Consider the following 17,429-nt stretch of genomic DNA (forward strand, 5'->3'; position numbering starts at 1 on the left):
TTTTTGCGTCCAAAGGTAGCTACTTGTAAGATAATTAGCGAGTTAAATTAATAAAAAAATTTAAAAATTGACTTTTTCTTCACCCAACCGCTCAATTAACCTCTTAATATTCGCCTCATTTGTATAGATAATTTCGTGTTCATCCGCTGGTAAAACAGATGCCATACTTACCCCTTGTTTATGATAAGTCATTGCTCCTTGTCTGACTGCTTTTCCCGTTAAATGTAAGGCGTTTGCTCCTGTCTTAGCTAAAAGCACTGCATTGTCAGCATTTACGCCACTCCCCGCCATTATTTCTATTCTTCCCTTTGATTTCTCCACCAGTTGACCGATTAACTCCTTGCCTTCTATCGCCGTATTTTGTTGACCCGAGGTCAATATACGCTCGGCCCCTGTTTCAATAATCGCCTCCAATGCCTCCAAAGGATCGGAAGCCACATCAAAAGCCCGGTGGAAAGTTACGCCCATGGGCTTAGCCAGAGCAACCAATGCTTTTGTCTGTTCAATATCAACTCGTCCGTCAGGCTCCAATAATCCAAACACTACACCGTCAACACCTCTTTTTTTTGCGGCCAAAATATCCAGGCGCATTACTTCAAGTTCTTCTTCATTATAGCAAAAATCGCCTCCGCGCGGACGAATCATGACGTATAACTGGATGGAAAGCACAGACCGAGCCCGTTGAATCAGCCCATAACTTGGCGTGGTTCCCCCTTCATATAAGCCTCCGCACAACTCTACCCGGTGCGCACCCGCTTGTTGGGCATTTAAACAAGATTCTATCGAAAAAGCACAAACTTCAACTTGCATAAGCAAAGGATTAAATTCAAAATGAGAACAAGTCCAAAATTAGAATAACAACTCGACTCTTTTGAGGTCTAAACAAAGATATTAAATACCCCACCCAATTGGAATATTTATTAGCATCTCTCCCCATTTTATACATATCCCTGAAAATCAACAAAGTAATGTATTAGATTATTAAACCTTTTTTGTCCAATTTTGTCAATACATTTTACCAATACCATCTACTTGAACGTTAAAAACTACTCTTATGCCTGTTTGGGATATATCAAACGCTAAACATCTGCTTTCTCGGTGTTTATTTGGCTATTCTCGCAAAGATTTGGAGCAAGCGTTATCTTACCCAACGCTTGAGGAGTTTGTGGAGAAATCACTTTTAGCTTCGCTTCCACTCCCCTCTCCTCCTGGTGATTGGGTCAACGAAAACCCCGTTGCCAACAATGGCACGGTCGACGGCGACCGTTATCGAAGTATGACCTACTGGTGGTATAACCAACAACTAGGAGAAAAGCTGAATATGCGGGAAAAAATGGTATTATTTTGGCATAATCATTTTGTTTCAGAGCGTGACAAGGTCAATTTTCCACAGCACATGTACCGACAAAATACGCTTTTTAGGCGCAGTGCATGGGGCAACTTCCGGCAACTGACCAAAGACGTCACCATTGACCCCGCCATGCTTATTTATTTGGACGGCCGCCTAAGCAACGGCAATACGCCCAACGAAAACTACGCTCGTGAGTTGATGGAGCTGTTTACTTTGGGAATTGGCAATTATACGGAAACCGACGTCAAGCAAGCCGCTTTGGCACTTACTGGCTGGCAAGTAAACGGTTTAAATGCCACCTTCAACCCCAACCGTTTTTCGAACACTACGAAGACTTTTTTGGGCAAAACAGGCAATTTCTCCTACGGTGATATTGTCGACATCATTTTGGAAAAACCACAAGCGGCCGAGTTTATATGCCAGAAACTTTACAAAGAATTTATTTTCTATAAGCCCAACGAAAGTTTTGTGAAGCAAATGGCCGATATTTTTCTTAAAAACAACTACGAAGTTCGGCCTGTCTTATCTTTCATGCTTACCAACGACGAGTTTTATAAAACCGATTACAAAGGCGCAAAAATCAAAAGCCCGATGGAGACGACCATTGGTATTTTAAAAGCTTTTGACATGATACCTGCGCAAATGAACCCTACCGCCGACTGGGCCTATGTATATACGCAATCACAGGCGCTGCAACAGCAACTCTTTTTCCCTCCGAGCGTTCAGGGATGGGTAGGACAACGCGACTGGATTAACTCCACCACATTTGTTGTAAGAGGCGGATTTTCTGACAACGTGGTCAATATGATGGGTAATGCGCGAGCGGTTCAATTCAAAAACATAAGTGCGCCCGTTGATTACGCCCGCTCATACAAAACCTCCGAAGATGCCGTAAAATTTGTTGACGATGTCGTGACGCTCTTTTTACAATTTCCACTCAGTGCGCAGAAAAAAGACGCACTCGTAAGAACACTCCTCGGCGGTACTATTTTGGCCAATTGGTCTACCAGCACGCCGGGCGCTGATGTTCAACTCAAAGTTTTTTTTAAGGCTGTAATGCGGCTCCCTGAGTTTCAACTTGCCTAGTTCTTTATCCAAAACGTAAAAAACATGAACCGTAAAGAGTTTATACAACAACTGAGTCTTATTTCGGGAGGAGTGGCGTTTGGGATGGGAAATATTCCTGTAAAGGCATTTGCTCACAATCCTTTTGCGCTTAATCTGGAGGCCACGAATGGCAAAATCTTTGTGCTGGTTCAACTATCTGGCGGCAACGACGGCCTCAATACGGTGGTGCCTTACGAGAATCCACTTTATTATAACAAGCGCGCAAATATTGCCATAAAAAAAGAAAGCGTACTCCCGCTTACCAGCCAAATGGGGTTAAACCCCGCCATGAGCGCGTTGAAAGCGCTGTACGACAATGGGAAAATGAGCATCGTTCAAAATGTGGGATATCCAAGCCCTAATCGTTCTCATTTTCGCTCTACCGATATTTGGTTAACCGCTTCTGATGCCAACGAAGTATTGGATGAAGGCTGGGTGGGGCGGTATCTAACCCAACTTTATCCAGGTTTCCCACTCCAAATTCCAGACCAACCCATGGCCATTCAGCTAGGCGCGGTAGAATCACTCCTGATTCAGTCTGATTTAGGATCGACGGGGGTTGTTTTTAATGACCCTAATAATTTTTATAATTTGGTAAAAGGCACCAGTGTTGACACAGACCCAATACCCAACACACTGGCGGGCGAAGAGCTAAAATTTATGCGGCAGGTTGCTTCTCAATCCGTTGCCTACTCCGACATTATCAAGAAAAAGTGGGATAATGCGACCAAAAACGTTACCTCTTTTCCCAGTACTAATTTGGGGACACAGTTGAAAATTGTGGGGGAACTCATTTCGGGTGGACTACAAACACCTTTTTATTTAACAACCATCGGGGGCTTTGATACGCACGCCAATCAGGTAGTGGCCAACGCAACCACCACGGGAACCCATGCCAACCTGCTCAAAACCGTCTCTGAGGCAGTCGCGGCCTTTCAAAAAGACATGACCAAAAGAGGCTTAGGCGACAAAGTCGTCGTCATGACCTTCTCTGAATTTGGTCGAAGAGTAGCCCAAAACGGAACCATGGGAACCGACCACGGTTCGGCGGCGCCTTTATTTGTGGTAGGTAATTCAGTATTGGGCGGTCTGGTTGGAAAAAATCCCGTTTTAAGTGACGTAGACAGCAACGGGGATATTAAATACGAATTTGACTTCCGTCAAGTTTACACCAGTGTATTGCAAGACTACCTCGGGGTAGAGCGCGCCATGGCAACGACCATTATGGGCAATAAGGAATTTAAAACGGTGCCTATTTTCAAACCTGTACCCGATACCACGCTGGCGACCAATCCTGACTTTAATTTAGAGCAAAATTTCCCCAATCCATTTAGCGACTTGACCCGAATCACCTACACCATCAACAAACAGATGTATATAAAGCTGGCGTTGTACGATTTGATGGGAAGAGAAATAGAGGTGCTACGCGAAGGAACGGCACAAAACGGCATTTATACCATCCCCATAAACGGCCTCCATTGGACACCGGGCTATTATCTATGTATGTTAAGATGCGATGCAGGTCAAAAAGTAATTCGATTGGTAAAAATGTAACCTCTCCATCCTTTTCACCGATAACCAGTATCAAAATTCTTGCTTTAACTCTCTCTTTTTCATTACATTTATCCTCCTTATACCAAATTATAAAATCGAGCGTTAAAAGTTTGGTATAATTTTGGAGGTTGAATATTATCATCTTAATAGAGAAATTGCAGCAGTTAGCTTATACTATGAAAAATTACTTCCCAGCAGCGTTTTTTGTCACCCTGCTGTTTTCTTTCCAGCTTACTCAAGGGCAGTCAACGTCAGAAAAAATCGACAAGCGAACCCAAAAGTTGCAGGAGCGAAAAGCCAAAGCCGATAGCTTACTTCAAAAAGCAGGACTTTCAACCGCTGCCCCGAGCGTTGGGGCAACCGTGGGTGGGAAAGCCGTAAAACCAGCCGATGCCGTGGGCTTTTTCACGGAAACTATTCCTGATTTAGGACTTAAAATCAAAGAATACCGCAAAGCAGAAAAAGCAAAACGCAAGAAAAAGAAGAAATTCCATACCGATTATGAGGGACTGTCTATTGTTCGTATGACATCCTCTACTGGAAGCGGTGACCGAATTACCCAGATTGAATTTCACGTATTGAAAGAAACCCGTCCACCGCGTCAATATGACGGAGTTGACGTATTTTGGTACGATTCCCGCAACCGAATCATCTCAAAAGCTGCCATCAAGGACAAAGAATCGGCCCTTATTCTTCACGGGCCCTACAAACGCTATGCCTCAGGAGCCTTGGTCGAAGAAGGCAATTATTACATCGGCACCAAAGACGGTCGTTGGGAAACATACGACGCCAACTACCGCTTACTGGACAAAACAAAATGGTCGCGCGGGTTCCCTGCCGAATCAGTTGTTAGCTATTATGACTCTGCTCACACCAAAGTCCTTGAAGTGATTCCTATCCATTACGGAAAAAGAAAAGGGGATTATCTCAAATATTACGACGGCGGTCAATTAATGGTAAAAGGCCAATACGACAATGACCTTCCCATTGGTACCTGGAATGAATACTACCAATACCGACGCCAACGCAAGAAAGTGACGCGTTATCCTCGCTACTGGTACGAAGACGGCGAAGGAATTTTAATCAGTGAATGGGATGATAAGGGAAAACTTATCTACGAACGTCCCAAAGACCAAACGCCCGCCGAAGAATCTGAAAATTAACATTTGCAACAAAGTTGCATTTAATATACTTTTGTGAAAAATTCACAAAGGGTGGTTCGTCTGTTTATTATATTATTCTTCATTGGTTTGCTTGACTTCAACACAGTATACGCCCAAAACACGGCGGACTGCGATTGTTTCGTCAAAGGCGTGGTAAAAGACCGTGAGACCAACCTCCCCATTGTCGGTGCCATACTAACCATCAAAAACACTTCCAAAGTAACCACTACTGATACCGATGGTCATTACAAATTTGACCGATTGTGTCAGGGCAGTTACGTACTGGAATGTAAAATCATTGGCTACAAAACCACCCGCACCACCATTGCGCTCCAACACAGCGCGGAAGAAAACCTCAACCTCAGCGAAGACGAAGTGCACTTGCAGGACGTAGAAATCGTGGCACGGCGCGTCACTTCGCTAACGCAGCCTTCTGGTTCGTTACAAAATCAATCGTTGGAGCAAACACGCGGCCAAACCTTGGCCGAAGCACTGCAAAAAATTGTGGGCGTGACTATGCTACAAACGGGAGCTTCCATAGCCAAACCCGTTATTCACGGACTACACAGCAATCGGATTTTAATCATTAATAACGGAATACGGCAGGAAGGGCAACAATGGGGCTCCGAACACGCACCCGAAATCGACCCCTTCATTGCCAAACGCCTAACCGTTGTGAAAGGAGCTGCCGGGGTTCGGTACGGTTCTGATGCCATCGGCGGGGTTATTTTGGTAGAGCCAGCAGAACTGCCTTACACAATTGGCTCAATACGAGGCGAGTTGAATACGGTTGGATTTACAAATGGACGTACAGGGGTTTTGTCAGGAACCCTTGAAGGCGGGCTCAAGAAATGGAAAGGGTTTGGCTGGCGTCTGCAAGGAACCCTCAAAAATGGCGGCAACATTCGAACGCCTGATTATTTTTTGGCCAATACGGGTGTTCGTGAACAGAATTTTTCGGCAGCAGCAGGCTATCGTTCTGTCAAACTCGGTGCGGAGGTATTTTATAGTCAGTTCCACACCAACTTAGGCATCTTTTCAGGCTCGCACATCGGCAGTACGTCTGATTTACTAAACGTCATTCAGAACGGAGAGCCCTTCATCAAAGCGGATTTTAACCGCGCCATTGAGCGTCCGAATCAGCTCGTTGACCATGATTTATTAAAGATAAAAGCCTACCGACAGTTTTCAGGAAATCGTCTTTCGCTGACGCTAGGCCGGCAGCACAACCAACGCGCCGAATACGACTTGCACGGTCCGCAGGCCGCCGTTAAACCCGCACTGCTGTTTCGGATTACGACCTTAACTGGTGACGTGGTTTTGGAACATAAGCCCATTGCCAAAGAAATCACTGGTCAAATCGGATTCAGCGGTTTGTACCAATACAACTTTACCGATGGCCGCCCCCTAATCCCTGATTTTGAGCAATCCAACGCGGGTGCATTTGTGATTGAGCGCTGGATTAAACAAAAATGGGAATGGGAAGCTGGCCTACGATATGATATGCGTTGGCTTCAAGTGTATCGTTTTATCGGCCAAACATTAGACCAACGAAACCATCAATTCAACAGTTGGTCGGGTACCGTTGGGAGCGTATTTAATGCCAATTCCCATCTCTCTATAAGGGCAAATTTCGGCACAGGCTGGCGCCCGCCGAGCGTCAACGAACTGTACAGCAAAGGTGTACACCACGGCGCAGCCGCCTATGAAGAAGGCAACGAAACCCTACGCCCCGAAACCGCCTATAATTTAATGGGAAACTTGGAATATACCTCCGAATGCTTTCGCGCCGAAATAGGACTTTACCACAATTCTATTCAAAACTTTATCTACCTAAAACCGCAGCCTGAACCCATTCTGACCATTCGCGGGGCTTTTCCATATTTTAAATACTTTCAAACGAACGCAACATTTTCGGGTGCCGACGTCACCACCGAATGGAATATTACCCCTCGCTGGGAGCATACCGCCAAAATTTCGTACCTGAGGGCTTACGACCAAGTCGCCAACGATTATTTGGTGGCCATCCCCGCCAATCGCGTTGAGAATGGTTTTCGTTACAAAATAGGGAAAGTGATTCACTCCCATGATTCGTTCGTTTCTATTGGACATTTATGGGTCGATCAACAAAAGCGCGTTCCGCCCAATAGCGATTTTATGCCGCCGCCTTCTGCCTATCATTTATGGTCAATCCAAGTAGGCGGCGATATAATTTTGACCGAAAAACAAAAAATAACGTGGGGCATTACGGGACAAAACCTGTTTGATACTGCCTACCGCGACTACCTTAACCGATTCCGGTATTATTCACTAGAGCAGGGCCGCAATTTTTCGGTGCGTTTAAAATGGATTTTTTAATTTTTAACTACATATCCCCATGAAACCTACACATTCATTATTAACCATTACATTGGCTTTTACCCTTACTGCGGTAATTTGGAGTTGTGGAACGAAGGAAGCGCCCGCCCCAGAAGACGAAAACGAGTTAATTACTACCGTGCGCCTGACTTTCACCGAAGACGGCACAACGACACCCCTAAAATTTGAATGGAAAGATTTGGACGGCGACGGCGGCAATGCCCCAACAACCTCACGGATTACCTTAAAAGCAAGCCGCAGCTACAAAGTAGATGTTGAATTTTTGGATGAAAGCAAAACACCGACTGATAACATAACCGACGAAGTACGGGAAGAAGGTGATGAGCATTTGGTCGTATTAACGCCCACTCCTTCGTCGCTGTTTACCTACACGGCAAGTGACAAAGACAGCCGTAATTTCCCGATTGGATTGTCTGGAACCGTTGCCACAGGAGGCATCAACCAAGGTTCACTGCGCGTACAGTTGCGGCACCAACCACCCGTAAATGGACAACCCGTTAAAAACGGTACCGTTGCCCCTGGAAGTGATGATGTAAATATCACCTTTGATGTAGTAGTAGCTCCCTAATAATTCCTTTGGTTATAACACACCCCAAATTGGGCTGGCTCCTGACCAGATACTAAAAAAAAAGACGAAACTAGCTGATAATAGCCAATTTATTACTACTTTTGCGGTCTTATTTTTTTTAAGGTGTCTTTTAGCCAAAAAGATATATGAAACTTTCCGAGTTTAAGTTTGACCTTCCTCAGAGCTTAATTGCTCTCTATCCTGCAGACCGCGGCGAGTCCCGTCTAATGGTGGTAAATCGTCAAACCAAAAAGATTGAACACAAAAAGTTCTCCGAAATTATAGACTACTTCGAAGAAGGCGACGCAATGGTCGTCAACGATACCAAAGTTTTTCCGGCACGCTTATACGGCCAGAAGGAAAAAACAGGTGCGAAAATTGAAGTTTTTTTACTTCGTGAGCTCAACCGTGAAATGCGGCTTTGGGACGTATTGGTAGATCCTGCCCGTAAAATTCGGGTAGGCAATAAATTGTACTTTGGCGATAGCGACTTGGTTGCTGAAGTCATTGACAACACCACTTCTCGTGGGCGGACCATTCGATTCCTGTATGACGGAAATCACGACGAGTTGATGCGCGCCATCGATGAGTTGGGAGAAACGCCCCTTCCTCGCGACATTAAGCGCAAGGTAGAAGATGCTGACCGTGAACGCTATCAAACCATCTTCGCTCAACACGTTGGTGCGGTAGCTGCGCCAACGGCTGGAATGCACTTTACAAAAGTGATTCAACGGCGGATGGAAATCAAAGGCATCAACTTTACCCCCATCACGTTGCACGTAGGGGTAGGCACATTCCGTCAAGTTGACGTTGAAGATTTGACCAAACACAAGACCGACTCCGAAAACTTCGCTATCACAGAGGCTTCGGCCAACGTAATCAACGAAGCGCTCGACAAAGGCAAACGTGTTTGTGCCATTGGAACAACTTCGCTCAAAGCACTTGAATCATCGGTATCGGCCAACAACCGCGTAAAACCTTTTGAAGGATGGACGGATAAATTTATTTTCCCGCCTTACGACTTCAAAATTTCCAACGCATTGCTAACCAACCTGCATTTGCCAGAATCCATCTTGTTGATGATGACCTGCGCTTTTGGTGGTCATGACCTTGTCATGGAGGCCTATGAAGAAGCAATGAAGGAAAAGTACAAATTCTTTAGCTATGGTGATGCCATGCTTATTATTTAAGTTAAGTTCATAGTTGGTCGTTAGTAAATAGTCCATAGTTACGTTTTTGTATTAATACTGACGGCTAACGACTGTTTACTAACGATTTTTTTATGACCAAATTTGCCATCATAGTCGCCGGCGGAAACGGCACTCGGATGGGCAGTAAAACGCCCAAACAATTCATGCTAGTAGGGGGTAAACCTATTTTAATGCACACCATTGAAAAGTTTATCGCTTACGATTTCTCGCTACAAATTCTGCTGGTTCTGCCCGCCAATGAGATGAAAGCGTGGTACGCGCTTTGTGACAAACACGGATTTTATCCCGCCATTGTCACCGTAGCCGGTGGAAACACCCGCTTTCAATCGGTCAAAAACGGTTTAAAAAAAATAAGTGCAAAAGAAGGTCTGGTGGCAGTCCACGACGGAGTCCGGCCCTTTGTCTCTCCAAGTATCATTGCCCAAAGTTTTGAAGTTGCCGCGCAAAAAGGCACGGCAATTACGGCGGTCTCTCTCAAAGACTCCATTCGGTTTATCGACGCCAATGACGCCAATCATTCCGTTGACCGCGCGGCCTATCGTTTGGTACAAACTCCCCAAACATTCCGTTTAGACTGGATGCGGCCAGCTTTTGACACCCCTGAGCAACCGTTTTTTACTGATTGTGCCAGTGTTTTGGAACATGCAGGGCATCCCATTACTCTCATTGAAGGCGGTTACGAAAACATCAAAATAACCACTCCCGAAGATTTATTATGGGCAGAAGCATTTGCCGCCCAACCAACATAATAACATTCGTAAATCGGTAAACTAAACCACAAAATTATATCTTTACCTTCAGATTTATAGAGAGTATTTATCAATAACCAATCTCTACGCTCTTGCAAGCTCGTCTCTCCGTTGATGCGTACGTCGAAGGTGTATTATCAGGCAATCGACTGATACTCAGCAGGGCTATTACATTAATTGAAAGTCAATTACCTTCCGACAGAATTTTGGCGCAGCAGGTTCTGGAACACATATTACCACGTACAGGCTCCTCCATTCGCATCGGAATCACGGGGGTGCCTGGGGTTGGAAAAAGTACTTTTATCGAAGCATTCGGCAAAGCACTGACCGCCGACGGCAAAAAAACGGCAGTATTGGCCATTGACCCTACCAGTCAACGTTCCAAAGGCAGTATCATGGGCGACAAAACGCGCATGGAAGAACTCGCTCACGACCCAATGGCGTATATTCGTCCCTCCCCTTCTGGCGGCTCATTGGGCGGCGTAGCCAATAAAACCCGCGAAACCCTGCTGCTTTGTGAAGCGGCAGGATTTGACATTATACTGGTGGAAACCATGGGAGTAGGGCAATCCGAAACCGTCGTAAAAGGAATGGTTGATTTCTTCCTTTTATTGATGCTTGCGGGGGCAGGGGATGAACTCCAAGGCATCAAAAAGGGAATTATGGAAATGGCCGATGCCGTCGTAATTACCAAAGCCGACGGCCACAACCAATCCGCTGCCCAACGGGCAGTGATAGAATACCAAAATGCATTTCATTTATTTCCCCCCAATGAAAATGGCTGGTTTCCTCCCGTATTGACCTGCTCGGCACTAGAGAAACGAGGTTTACACGAAATATGGGCCCAAATTCTTCAATTTGATTCACAATCCAAAGCCATTGGATTCCACGTTAAAAACCGCCGACAACAAAATCTGGAGTGGATGCACAGCCTCATACGCCAGACGTTGGAAGAGCAATTTTACAGTCATAAAGAAATTACCCAACAACTCCATGAAGTTGAACTAATGGTACAAAACGAAAAGTGGCTGCCCATGAGAGCCGCCACTTTTTTGATGGATATTTTTCGTTCGTAAATTACTTATCTGATTATCTTCACGGTCAACGGTATACACTTAACAGGAGGGCACTCAGGAGGAATTACCTCCAATACTGATACCTCCGCTTGGCTTTTGCCAGAAGCTGCCGACCCAGCACCACAACCGCCTGTCACGGTCAAAATTTGATAAATTGTATCGGTGGTTGGTGATACTGATACCGTTTTGACTGGCTCTGCCTGGGTTAATTGAATAGGTGCTTCCCCAGTAATTGTAACCGTGGCTGGAAAGACCCCATTTTGTGACGAGAGCGTCAGAATTGCCACTCCACCTGCATTGATGGTAGTATCTCCTGCAATCGCAACTATAGGAAGTGAACATTGATTCATAATGTTGGTAAATGTCCCGTTTATTTCTTCAGTCAGCGTCCGATTCGGATCCTCCACCGTTGGGGAGGCATAAGCGCGGGTTATTACGGTATTAGGCAGCGAATTTGACACGCCCTTTGGCAGAAAAAACAAGTCATAGCATTTGGACGTATTTGTTCCAATCAGCGCAAATTTGACGTCAGCGATGGAAATCCAAGCAGCCCCCACGGTAGTTCCACTTCCTTGTTCTCCTCTGTACAAAATATTCAACGTAAATACAGAAGTATCTACCCCTACATCAGTCAATGAAGTTATATTAAAGTAATCTCCTGACGTAAAGTTATTACGGCTTTTGATAGATGGGTTTGCGAGCTGAGCGCTTTTATAGAAAATTCTCAAATTGGCATTTCCCATTACGAATGCACTGTCAGGGGCCTGAATTTCGACGCTGACAATAGCACTATCGCAACTGATTGATTTTGGGACTAGTCTTAGTTTAAAACTTGTCTGTGCAAAAGCTCCCATTGCGTAAAAGAGGAATACACCAACAAAAATTAGCGTGCGGCCAATTATCGGATTTTTCATAACAGTAACTATTTATAACTATCAAATTTCAGTAATACCCCACAATGAATGAATATATGTAGGATTCCCTTTTATTTCTTCTTGAATGGATAACACATACCAATCATGCTTTATAATATGTTGCAATAAACGTGCCATTAATAGAAATTAACGCCCGAAAATCGGCCATTATTTAAACGCCATACTGTGTTATCATTGGCATCGGGAGCGCCGTCCATGTTAAAATCTGTTGTTAGATAACGACCTACTTTTCCATTATCTACTCGCCATTTACTTGTGTCGTTTGCGTCAATTTGAGAAAGTGAATTTTTGGTGCAATCGGCCGCATAAAGTGCGAACAATCCTCCCGAAAGCTGCTTTTGTCCATTGGCGGGGGAGCCTGCAGGGATATAGGATTGCTGCGTAGAAAAGTTATAATTAATGCTATTATTAATAACCGCAATTGCCTGATGCGAAACAGCACCTATATGATTACGGTGCTCAACTACAACAAAATACGATTGATTTGTCGGCAAAACAGGGCAAGCACCCACCCATGAAACACTGCCATTAGAAAGCAATAACGCGGCGGTACGAAAAACAGTTGAGATGGGATCTTGTGCAACCGTACGCAATGAAATCAAAACCCAATCGACGGCATTAGGAGGATAATAAGTTACTGTCTCTGAACCCGAATAATTCCACGGTGCTCCTGAATAGGGTTGCCCCGCAGGAGTGGGAATGCCGAGCGAGCTGATGGGTATTTGCCCCGGTAAAAGTCCTTGCTGATTTAGCTTAGTTGTCATGTTTTGACTCCCAACATAAGGCCCCTCCAAAAACAATGTAACATTTAAACAAACGGCCACCGCAGAAACCACATTAACCTGAATCACAGCACGATTACTTTCACAATTGTTTACGGTTTGAGAAACGTAATAATCAGTACTGCCAACAGCCACAGTTGAAGGAGTGGGCGCATCAGTGTTTCCCATCCCCCCAGACGAAGTCAAATACCATTTTAAATTCGTTCCTACGGCACTTAAGGGAGATGCTGTTTGTCCTTGTGAATAACTTATCGGGGTAGTAACACCTGGTGCGGAGGGAAGGGCATTGATAGTAAATGCACTACTTGCAGACCCAGTCACGCTTGGAGAATTGGAAATAACCCTCACCTTATAACCCATTCCTGATGTTATATCTACGGGTATCTCAGCGGTAAGCGGACTTCCAGTACCCGTAGTAGGAATAGTAATAAAATTATTTCCAGTATTATCTGAAAGTTGTACCACATAGGAGGTTGATGAGAAATTAGCCGTCGTAAAGCCCACGCTAATTGCTTGTCCAGCACATGCGGGGCTTGGAGCTACTACATTAGTGATGATTGTTGCAGGAAAGGGAGAAGTTACCTGCAGCATATAGTCTTCCGTTTCACCAAAAGAAAGTAGTCCGCATGGATTTGTGACAGCACTACTCACTCCAAAATTAAAGCCAGAACGTACCCGAACCCTTACTAATCCTTGAACGGAGATAGGTATAACAAAAGCACCTGATGCCACTGGATTCATACGAGGCATCGAAACTAAACTATCACTTCGATATATCCTTTCGTTTAATTCAAAATAACCATCTTGGTCAAAATCTGCCCATACAGACACATGTTGGTCATAATAATTACCCAAACCCTGCGCCACTGCGGCCACGGTAAAAGTATACGTATTCCCCGCCGTTACGGGATAAGGAGTACCCGTGTAGTCTCCATAGTTGGCTGGGGAGCAATTTGAATTGTTATTATTAATAATGGTTGTTGCTCCTTGTTTCAATACAAATTCGTCAATGACAACTGCCGCAGTACCGCAAGCGTAGGTATACGTAGGCGTACAGTAATTCAGGGCCGTTGAAATCGTAAGTACTGCGCTGTATTGCGAAGAAGAGTTAGAGGCTTTAACACGATAATAGTACGTTGTGTATGCCGTAATTGTTTGATCTACGTACGTGGTTGTATTGGGAGGTAAGCCACCAATCGGCACAAAACCCTCGCCTGCCGAGATACTAGAACGCTCAACAATGAAGCCCGATTCATTGGAAGAATTATCGACAAAGGTCAAAGAAAGCCCCGAAGCCAACAACATTCCCGTCAAATTTCCTGGTACATTGCTCCCCGTGACGGTAGGTCCACAGGAAAAATTATATTGATTAGAAGGGTCGCTACGTAGCAGAAACCCGTCGGCCATTCGAGCGTATTGACCTAAGGTAAAATCACTACCGCAGCTCACTGGGTAATAAGACATTATGTTTGACAATGAAGGCGCATATACCTGCCCTTGAGGGTCACGGGCGGTTCCTGTATAAGTACACCCTTGGATTGCGACCGAATCACGTCCATAAGGATCTGCGGGCGTATCACACAATAAATCACCCTTGAGTGTACAGTTTGCGCCCTGCATCGCGTTACGCGTTACGTATTCCCGTTCTGCATTATTTGTATTATTACTGTTTTGAAAGGTGTGCAGTAAATTAAAATAATGGCCTAATTCATGGGCCAACGTACGGTTATCCGTTGCAGCTTGCGCCTGAATAAAGAGGCTGTTTGAAATACTCAACGTGCTCGGAAAATATGCATATCCTGAAACCGTGAGTGAGCCGAAGCGAATACTATTGGGAAAATAGATATTGATGGCATTCGAAACATTATTAGCATTGCATAGTGCTAGCTCTTCCGTGTTATTGTAGTCGTAGTAAGCAGTATTGTTGATGATGTTGGGAGAACCGCAAAAATATAATTGTAGCCCCGAACCTATGTTCTGAAAATAGCGGTTAATCTGTGCCAGTGATGTGTTTAAATCCGTTAAACTAAGACCGCCCGTACCATCATTTTTACGAAGAATATGCGCTTTGACGGGAATATACTCAACCGCCGTCAAGCCCGAAGTCCGGGCATTTTTAACAAATTGGCTTTTTAATTTTAAAAGCCTTTTCTCCAAAGCTAGGATACTGTCGCTAGGTGGGTCGGCCACGGCACAGGGAGTAAGCTGTGCTGTGGCCTTATTACAAAGCAACAACCCACTGAATGCTATTATCAAAATAAGAAAACGTAAACCGTTTATTTTCATAACCCTACTTCTTGATTTCCTTATTATACCCCATGATTTATTTCATAGGTATAGAGGTTCATTGTTTAGATTTACGGTTAGGTAAATCAAATAATTCTCAGAATAAGTAGGGTATTCTTTAAATTTTTCGGCAATTAATACGTCAATCTTAGATAAACTTAACAGAATACTATTTGTGTGATTCGCCTAAATAATATGGTTTTTATCTATTCTCCAAGAGGTAAGCAAAAATACTTAATGAATTTATAAACTGAGGACATAGTCGCGACCTAGCATCCGCATTTGGCGCGCTATTTGGGCAGTACGACGTTGAACATAACTGGATGGATTTTTGACCGAAAAACGAAGAGGGCTTGGTAGCACCGCCGCAATCCTTGCCGCTTCGTTTCGGGTCAAAGATGAGGCTGGTTTGTAGAAAAAACGTTGCGCTGCCGCCCCATACCCAAAAGTCATATTGCCCGTTTCGGCTACGTTTAAGTATACCTCCAAAATGCGTTCTTTTCCCCATATTATTTCAATCAAGACTGTGAAGTACGCTTCCAGTCCTTTTCGTATGTAACTACGCCCTTGCCAGAGAAATACGTTTTTGGCTACCTGCTGAGAAATAGTGCTGGCACCTCTAATTTTTTTTCCTCGGAGGTTGTGTTTGAAGGCATTGCCCATTGATTTGAAATCAAATCCCCAATGTTCTGGAAACAACTGATCTTCCGAAGCTACCACCGACAGCGGCGCCTCTTTAGACATCTCACTCATCGGTGTCCAATCCGAATAAATTTTACTACTACGCCCTTCTGAAATGGCCTCCATTTTTCGGGCAATCATCAATGGGGTAACCCAAACAGGAACAAATTTCAAAACCGTTACCCATATCACCGAACCAATCACAAAATAAAGAACCGTTTTGAGTAAAATCCGCAAAATGAGTGAACGCCACCCAGCAGAAGTAGGCTTAGGTTTCGGAGCGGTGGCGGTAGTAGGACGAATACGATTAGCGGCCATAAAAATGTCTTTGTTGGGCTGTTAAATATATTAAAAATTACAGTGCTGATTCAAAAATTCAGTAGCCAAAAATTACAAATTTGGAGAAACTTATCAGATAACAAATAAATCTGACGCGATTCGGTCGGCAAATAATTTGCCTTTGGGCGTAAGAAACAGAACGTTATTTTCAATAATTATCCACCCATTATCCATAAACGCCGCCAAGTATTTTTTTTGTATTTCTCTCAAATCAATTCCCGCTAGTTGTTGAATAATTCCTAAATCACACCCCCAAATCGTACGTAGACTCGTGAGAAGATAATCATTAACCTGATCAAGAGGGCTCAGGATTTCGGCTTCAAAAGGCAAATCCCCCGCTTTAAGTGACTGAATGTAAAGGGCATTATTGGCAATGTTGTAGTGCCTTGAAGTTCCATTAAACGAATGCGCACTTGGACCAACGCCCAAATAAGACCTGCGCTTCCAATAGCTGCTGTTGTGGCGAGCGTACTGGCCATCGCGGGCAAAGTTTGAGATTTCATATTGCTCGTACTCCTTTGAGCCAAGATATGTGAGCATTTGCTCAAAATGACGCGCTGACACCTCCTCATCTACAGCATTTATTTCCCCCTTTTTGAGCCAATTTCCCAAAGCTGTTTTGGGCTCAATGGTCAGATTATAGGCCGAAATATGGGGAGTATTTAAGGCAACGGCCTTTTCCAAATCCCTCTGCCATAATTGTTCGTCAGAAACTGTTGGTATGTGTTCAATTCTCAATTGTGTTTCACTCATCCCGTACATCAAATCAATGGTCAGGTTGGCAAAGCCGTGGTCTTGGGCTCGTTTTACCGAGGCTTCTGATTCGACCGCGTTATGTGCTCGATTCATAAAACGCAGATACGGTTCATGGAACGATTGCAGCCCGATACTGAGACGATTAATGAAAGGCTGTAACGCAAGGAGTTTTGGGGAAGTTAAATCATCCGGGTTGGCCTCCAAGGTAATTTCGGCCGAGGGCTGAACATGGTAAATTTGGTGAATGGTTTCAAAAATTTGCCCTAATTCTACCTCTGTCAGCAACGAGGGCGTTCCGCCACCAAAGTAAATGGTTTCGAGCTCACGCGTTGGCAAATAATCTTTTTGAAGCTCTATTTCACGACAAATGGCCGTCACCAATTCTGCTTTCGACTTCAGACTAGTGCTAAAGTGAAAATCACAGTAATGACAGGATTGCTTGCAGAAAGGAATATGGAGGTACAGATGCATCTGGCAAAATTACGCAAAAGC

The 17,429-nt window shown here is 44.4% G+C and carries 13 protein-coding genes; 8 read left to right on the forward strand and 5 right to left on the reverse strand.

Going from position 1 to position 17,429, the window contains the following annotated elements:
- Window positions 1–60 precede the first annotated feature (60 nt).
- On the reverse strand, window positions 61–810 hold the full coding sequence (locus DVG78_RS18100) for a copper homeostasis protein CutC (RefSeq protein ID WP_114462455.1): 750 nt from the start codon (window positions 808–810) through the stop codon (window positions 61–63).
- Between the two features lie 244 nt (window positions 811–1,054).
- Here DVG78_RS18100 and DVG78_RS18105 point away from each other — a divergent pair, with 244 nt between their 5' ends.
- The 8 genes from DVG78_RS18105 to meaB all read left to right on the forward strand — a co-directional run bounded on the left by DVG78_RS18105 (window position 1,055) and on the right by meaB (window position 11,158).
- Window positions 1,055–2,437, forward strand: coding sequence for a DUF1800 domain-containing protein (locus DVG78_RS18105; RefSeq protein ID WP_114462456.1), 1,383 nt, complete (start codon window positions 1,055–1,057; stop codon window positions 2,435–2,437).
- 24 nt (window positions 2,438–2,461) lie between these two features.
- A complete protein-coding gene (locus tag DVG78_RS18110) occupies window positions 2,462–4,012 on the forward strand; it encodes a DUF1501 domain-containing protein (protein ID WP_114462457.1) in 1,551 nt (516 codons plus the stop codon).
- Between the two features lie 176 nt (window positions 4,013–4,188).
- Window positions 4,189–5,175: a toxin-antitoxin system YwqK family antitoxin gene (locus tag DVG78_RS18115; RefSeq protein ID WP_229598261.1), complete on the forward strand. Its 987-nt coding sequence runs from the start codon at window positions 4,189–4,191 to the stop codon at window positions 5,173–5,175.
- Between the two features lie 33 nt (window positions 5,176–5,208).
- A complete protein-coding gene (locus DVG78_RS18120; RefSeq protein ID WP_229598262.1) occupies window positions 5,209–7,533 on the forward strand; it encodes a TonB-dependent receptor in 2,325 nt (774 codons plus the stop codon).
- Window positions 7,534–7,552: 19 nt separating this feature from the next.
- Window positions 7,553–8,122, forward strand: coding sequence for a hypothetical protein (locus DVG78_RS18125; protein WP_114462458.1), 570 nt, complete (start codon window positions 7,553–7,555; stop codon window positions 8,120–8,122).
- 146 nt (window positions 8,123–8,268) lie between these two features.
- Window positions 8,269–9,312, forward strand: coding sequence for a tRNA preQ1(34) S-adenosylmethionine ribosyltransferase-isomerase QueA (queA, locus tag DVG78_RS18130; RefSeq protein ID WP_114068074.1), 1,044 nt, complete (start codon window positions 8,269–8,271; stop codon window positions 9,310–9,312).
- A 92-nt stretch (window positions 9,313–9,404) separates the two neighbouring features.
- The gene (locus DVG78_RS18135) at window positions 9,405–10,082 is read left to right on the forward strand and encodes a 2-C-methyl-D-erythritol 4-phosphate cytidylyltransferase (protein WP_114462459.1); all 678 of its coding nucleotides are present in this window, start codon (window positions 9,405–9,407) and stop codon (window positions 10,080–10,082) included.
- A 92-nt stretch (window positions 10,083–10,174) separates the two neighbouring features.
- Window positions 10,175–11,158 carry a methylmalonyl Co-A mutase-associated GTPase MeaB gene (gene meaB / locus DVG78_RS18140; protein WP_114462460.1) on the forward strand — a complete coding sequence of 328 codons (984 nt, stop codon included), beginning with the start codon at window positions 10,175–10,177 and terminating at the stop codon, window positions 11,156–11,158.
- A gap of 5 nt (window positions 11,159–11,163) precedes the next feature.
- Here meaB and DVG78_RS18145 read toward each other — a convergent pair whose 3' ends face one another.
- From DVG78_RS18145 to hemW, 4 genes are all read right to left on the reverse strand, one after another.
- Entirely contained in the window at window positions 11,164–12,072 is a 909-nt protein-coding gene (locus DVG78_RS18145; RefSeq protein WP_114462461.1) for a hypothetical protein, read from the reverse strand.
- A 137-nt stretch (window positions 12,073–12,209) separates the two neighbouring features.
- Window positions 12,210–15,131 (reverse strand): GEVED domain-containing protein, encoded by a 2,922-nt coding sequence (locus tag DVG78_RS18150; protein WP_158550048.1) that lies wholly within the window; start codon window positions 15,129–15,131, stop codon window positions 12,210–12,212.
- 273 nt (window positions 15,132–15,404) lie between these two features.
- The gene (mtgA, locus tag DVG78_RS18155) at window positions 15,405–16,160 is read right to left on the reverse strand and encodes a monofunctional biosynthetic peptidoglycan transglycosylase (RefSeq protein WP_114462463.1); all 756 of its coding nucleotides are present in this window, start codon (window positions 16,158–16,160) and stop codon (window positions 15,405–15,407) included.
- Between the two features lie 93 nt (window positions 16,161–16,253).
- The gene (gene hemW / locus DVG78_RS18160) at window positions 16,254–17,408 is read right to left on the reverse strand and encodes a radical SAM family heme chaperone HemW (RefSeq protein WP_114462464.1); all 1,155 of its coding nucleotides are present in this window, start codon (window positions 17,406–17,408) and stop codon (window positions 16,254–16,256) included.
- Window positions 17,409–17,429: the final 21 nt, after the last annotated feature.

The organism is Runella aurantiaca (genome assembly GCF_003339505.1).
GTDB lineage: Bacteria > Bacteroidota > Bacteroidia > Cytophagales > Spirosomataceae > Runella > Runella aurantiaca.